General features: G+C 48.0%; 4 protein-coding genes. 2 read left to right on the forward strand and 2 right to left on the reverse strand.

Annotated elements, in window-relative coordinates; genetic code table 11:
• Nucleotides 1–146 precede the first annotated feature (146 nt).
• Complete coding sequence (rpsI, locus tag FP827_00760; GenBank protein ID MBA3051615.1) at nucleotides 147–536, reverse strand: 30S ribosomal protein S9; 390 nt, start codon at nucleotides 534–536, stop codon at nucleotides 147–149.
• Nucleotides 529–933, reverse strand: a complete 405-nt coding sequence (gene rplM, locus FP827_00765; protein MBA3051616.1) for a 50S ribosomal protein L13 — start codon at nucleotides 931–933, stop codon at nucleotides 529–531. The genes rpsI and rplM overlap by 8 nt, the downstream gene beginning before the upstream one ends.
• 44 nt (nucleotides 934–977) lie before the next feature.
• On the opposite strand from rplM, the gene FP827_00770 reads away from it, so the two are divergent.
• Together FP827_00770 and FP827_00775 are read left to right on the forward strand one after the other, a co-directional pair.
• Nucleotides 978–5252, forward strand: a complete 4275-nt coding sequence (locus FP827_00770; protein ID MBA3051617.1) for a hypothetical protein — start codon at nucleotides 978–980, stop codon at nucleotides 5250–5252.
• Nucleotides 5253–5257: 5 nt separating this feature from the next.
• On the forward strand, nucleotides 5258–5437 hold a 180-nt coding region (locus FP827_00775), incomplete at its 3' end, for a hypothetical protein (protein MBA3051618.1).

Raw genomic sequence — 5437 nt, forward strand, 5'->3', positions numbered from 1 at the left:
ACTTTGTATTTTTTTTTGATCAGTTCGGGTATAAGTTCGTTTTTTGTAAACCGTACCATCGGCCGGTCCATATAAAAGTTACCGGAAGGATCCGTGAATTCTTTCTGGAAGTCAACGCAGACAAAAGAAAACAAGGCCATCGCTCTTCAGCGTTTGGAGTATTGGAATCTTTTTCTTGCTTTGGGCTGACCGGGTTTTTTCCGTTCAACTATCCTGGAATCTCTTGTCAGCAGGCCCTCTTTGCGGAGAGGCGTTCTGTAATCCTCGGATATTTTCACAAGAGCTTTTGAAATGCCGTGGCGTATCGCCTGCGCCTGGGCGGAAATCCCGCCGCCGGACACATGGGCCTTGCAGTCGTATTTTTTGCGGTTGTCTGTGAGGATGAGAGGCCGCAGCACTTCGTGGCGGGCGGCCATTTCTCCCCTGAAATAAAGTTCAAAATCTTTTTTATTGACGGTTATTTTCCCGGAACCGTCCGAAAGCACTATTTTGGCTATGGCCAGTTTCCTTTTTCCCGAAGTCGCTATATCAGTCATTCTGTCCCCCCGCTATGTTCGCCGCATGCGGATGTTCCGCTCCGGGATATATTCTCACTCTTCTGAGAGCCGCGCTCCTTAACCGGTTTTTGGGCAGCATTCCCTTGAGCGCCTCCGTCATAACCTTTGAAGGGCTTTTTTCAAGGAGTTTGCCGAGAGTGATTTTTTTCCAATGCCCCGGCCGGGTGGTCGGATGGAAAAAATATTCTTTCTTTTTCGCTTTTCCGCCGCTCATTTTGATCTTGGCGGCGTTGATAACAATAACGCCGCAGTTGCCGAGCTTGTTGGGAAAATAAGGGAGCTCGTCTTTGCCGCGCAGCATTTTAGTTATCTGCACGGCGCATCGCCCCGGCGCTTTTCCCTCGGCATCGTAAACAAACCATTTGATGTTGCTCATAATGACGCATTATATTAGAAGGAAAAATTTCTGTCAATAACCAAATGTCGATATACTCCCAAATGCCGCGCTCACAGGTATTGACATCTGAAAAAGCAATGTTTAGAATATCACATATGAAAAAATGTTTTTTTACCGGCAAACTCAAGCGCCGGTTGATTCTATTTCAGAACGGGGTCTTACGGCGATTAACGCCACGCGCGTTTTTAATTTCGTGCCTGCTATTTTCTTCCGGCATTGTTTCCGCTCAAAACTGGTCTTCAGTTTCCGGCGGCCTTGAACACACAATAGCAGTAAGGGCTGACGGAACATTATGGGCATGGGGGCTTAATAATTACGGGCAATTAGGGCTGGGAGACATTACAGCCAGATATATACCGACACAGGTGGGGGTGGATACCAACTGGTCTTCAGTTTCCGGGGGATATGATCATGTATCAGCAGTAAAGACGGATGGAACATTATGGGCGTGGGGGCGTAATGACTATGGCCAATTAGGGCTTGCGGATTTCTCAATAAGATATGCCCCTGTTCAGGTGGGGGCTGATACCAACTGGTCTTCAGTTTCCTGCGGGGAATTGCACACATCGGCAATAAAGACAGACTGGACACTCTGGGGCTGGGGAAAGAACGCGGACGGTCAATTGGGGCTCGGAGATGCGGCGGATAGGAGCGCTCCGACACAGGCCGGTACCGACGCGGACTGGTCTTTAGTTTCCTGCGGCACTTATCATACAGTAGCGGTAAAGACAACAGGGACGCTCTGGGTATGGGGTTCTAACGTCTTTGGCCAATTAGGGCTTGCAGATTTCTCAACAAGATATGCCCCGACACAGGTGGGGGCTGATACCGACTGGTCTTCGGTTTCCGGCGGAGCAAAGCACACATTGGCGGTAAAGGCAGGCGGGACATTATGGGCATGGGGGCTGAATGACTATGGCCAACTAGGGTTGGGAGATATTACAAATAGAAATATACCGGTGCAGGCAGGGGCTGATACCAACTGGTCTTCAGTTTCCGGGGGTTATCACACAGCGGCAATGAAGACGTGCGGGACGCTCTGGGTATGCGGCCTTAACAGCAATGGACAATTGGGGCTTGGAGATACAACGGAAAGATTAACACCGACGCAGGTGGGGGCTGATACCAACTGGTCTTTTATTTCCGGCGGCAATTCTCATACATTAGCAATAAAGACGGATGGAACTTTATGGGCGTGGGGATATAACTTCTCCGGCCAATTGGGTCTTGGAGACACAGCCAACAGATATATACCGACACAGGTGAACAATGCTCCGACGCTTTCGTGGACGGGCGAGTTGGGTTATGAATCCGACGGGGTTAATCCGGAAACAGGTTCTTCCACCACAACTTTTGTCTATCGAGTACTGTACACGGATGCGGATAATGATGCTCCTCTGTCGGGCGGATTTCATATATTTAAAGGAGCTGTTGAAATTACGGATAGTCCGTTTATGCTGGTAGAAGTTGACCCAGTGGATACAAATTATGCAGATGGCAAGCTTTATACCTCAACAATAACAATAACGCTTGCCACGGGAACCGACTACACTTACTATTTTGAAGCATACGATTTATATTCTGCTACTGCGACAGGAAGCCCGACAAGCGCCGTTGACGCTCCCGATGTTTCAACTTTTGTGAGCGGCCTCATATCGGTTAATACAACATGGAGCGCCGCAAATAGCCCGTATATCGTTACGGCAAATGTGGCGGTGGCGCAGGGGGCGACGCTGACAGTAGAGCCGGGCGTGACCGTGAAATTTTCAACCGGAACGTATTTGCAAATTCAGGGATGCCTCAATGCCCAGGGAACATCAGGCAATAAAATAGTTTTCACTTCAAGACAGGGGACTCCCGCGCCCGGCGACTGGCAGTATATAAAATTCAACGACACCAGCGACGACGCTGCTTGTGTTGTCAGTTATGCTGATTTGAAGTATTCCGATTACGGCTTTTACTGCGATTATTCCTCGCCGACAATAACATACAGCACAATTTCATACAATAAAAGCTGGGGAATTTATTGTTCGCAGAGTTCGCCGGTGATCAAATATAATTATGTCCATAACAACGGTGACGGCTCCGACTATACAGCAGGTATATATGTATACGGTTCACCTCTGGTGGAAGGGAATACCATATCAAACAACAATAAATATGGGATTGCCTGCTACGCAGACTCGCCGGAGATAAAGAATAATACGGTTTCGGGCAATACCATTGACGGGATTTATTCTACGAATACGAATCTGATAGTTAGAAACAACACTATTTCGGATAACGGCGCTAACGGAGTGTGGTTTCAGGGTTATTATGTAACGCTTACAAATAACAGGATTTTGGATAATCTGAGCAACGGAATTTATGTAAACGCCTGGGGTGTTTCCTCAATAAACAGAAATACGGTTATGGGGAACAGCAACTACGGCATCAATATATTTTCGGGGAGTTCTCTCACGGTCAGTAGCAATACGGTCTCATACAACCAGAACGGGATATATACTTATGTGAGTGATGTTGTCATTGCCAAAAACAATATTGACAACAGCACGGGAACTTATAATGCCAGGAACGGCTCGACTGGCGATATAAATATGGCAGGCAACTGGTGGGGGACGACGGATACTGGCGTGATAGACAGCAAAATTTATGATTACTACGACGATTTTAATTACGGCAAAGTCCTTTACAGCCCCATTGCGGCTTCCGAAATCGATATAGTATCCCCGAACACGGCTCCGGCTTTGTCCTGGCTCGGCGCGGGTTATACCGGTTATGAAACGGATGGAATAAATTATGAGGTTGGTACGACAACAACCGTGTTTACCTACAAGGTTAAATACACCGATGCCGACGGCGATGCTCCGGCTTCGGGTTATCCGAAAGCGTATATTTTGAAAGGCGGGACGATCGTTCAGACATTGACGATGGAATATGTTTCGGGGACTTACAGTGCAGGGGCGTTTTATTCCACTTCAACAAAACTCTCGGCGGCGGGTTCGGATTACACATATTATTTTGAGGCCTACGATGACCATGACGGCAGCGGCAATGTTGCGGCTGGGCCACCTACGGGTTCCGTTGACGCGCCTGATGTGACGGTGGGAAATAATTCGCCGACGCTGACATGGGTCGGCACGGCCGGTTATGAATCCGACGGAGTAAACCCCGACAGCGGCGACACAAACACTTTTTTTATTTTCAAAGTGAAATACACCGACCTTGATAACGATGCCCCGTTTTCGGGTTATCCGCGGGTTGATCTCGGCCTGGACGGCTGGCAGACAATGAGTGAGGAAGACATCTTTGACACCGATTATACTGACGGTAAAATATATAAATGGGAGAACTATCTCGATACAACCAGAGACGGTTATTTTTTTATGGCGTACGACGCAAACAGCAATATCGCTTCCGGTGAGGCGACGGCGCAAAAGGGCGGCCCCGCCGTTTCCAGCCCCGGTTCTTACGCGATATACGGTTATATTCTCAACCACAGCTCAAACCCGATTGCCAATATAGAAGTCGGGTTATATGATAATTCTGTTTCGCCGCCGTCCAGAATTCAATATCAGATCACGAATTCGTACGGCTATTATGGATTTAATTCAATACAGGGCGGCTCAAATGTTTCTGTTTCGGCGGAGGACACAAATTACACATGGAGCCACGGCATCGACGGCACAACGGGTTTGTGGTCTGATATGAGAGTTGACTTTTTCGGCACGGCGGCGGGGGCAGATACTTACGCGATATCAGGTTATTGCTATGATAGCAACAGTAATCCGTTTGGAAGCGTTGAGGTGTATCTCTATTATGGCGGGACAACATATTGCAACACTTACACGGATAATAACGGTTATTTCAGTTTAGCCGGTGTTCCGGGAGGCAACTATAATCTTTATGCGCAATCCGGCGGGAGCAACCTTCATATAGGCGACGGCAGCACATTCTGCTACAGTTACGAGCCGCTCGGCGGGAATAAAAACGGTCAGAACTTTTATTTTGGTTCAGCTGTTTTTCAGCAAAATGATTTTAAGGTTTACGGAAATGTTTTTGATCCGAGAACATCCGGATGCGCGATCAAATTTTCCGCCGCGGCTAATGACAGTGTTGAGGTGAAAATTTATGATACTGGCGGGCGTCTTGTAAGGAATTTCACGAAAACGACTGGAATATTTTCATGGAACGGCAGGGATAACAGCGGCTCTGTTGTCGCCAACGGCGTGTATTACATTCACATAAAGAGCGCCGCGATAGATGAGACGCATCCGGTGGCGATATTCAAGCCGTGACAGTTATGAATAAACGGAAGCTTCAATTCGCGTTTCTGCCTCTGGCCGCGTTTTTCATGCTTTGTTTGCTTAAACCCGCGAATGCCGAAACAACCGCCTGCAGTTATATGTATTACAACCGGTCGCCGGTCAGTATGGGAATGGGCGGCCTTGACGATGTCTTTGAGAATTTTCCCTCCGTGAGC

The sequence above is a fragment of the Candidatus Omnitrophota bacterium genome (assembly GCA_013791745.1).
Classification (GTDB): Bacteria; CG03; CG03; order CG03; family CG03; genus CG03.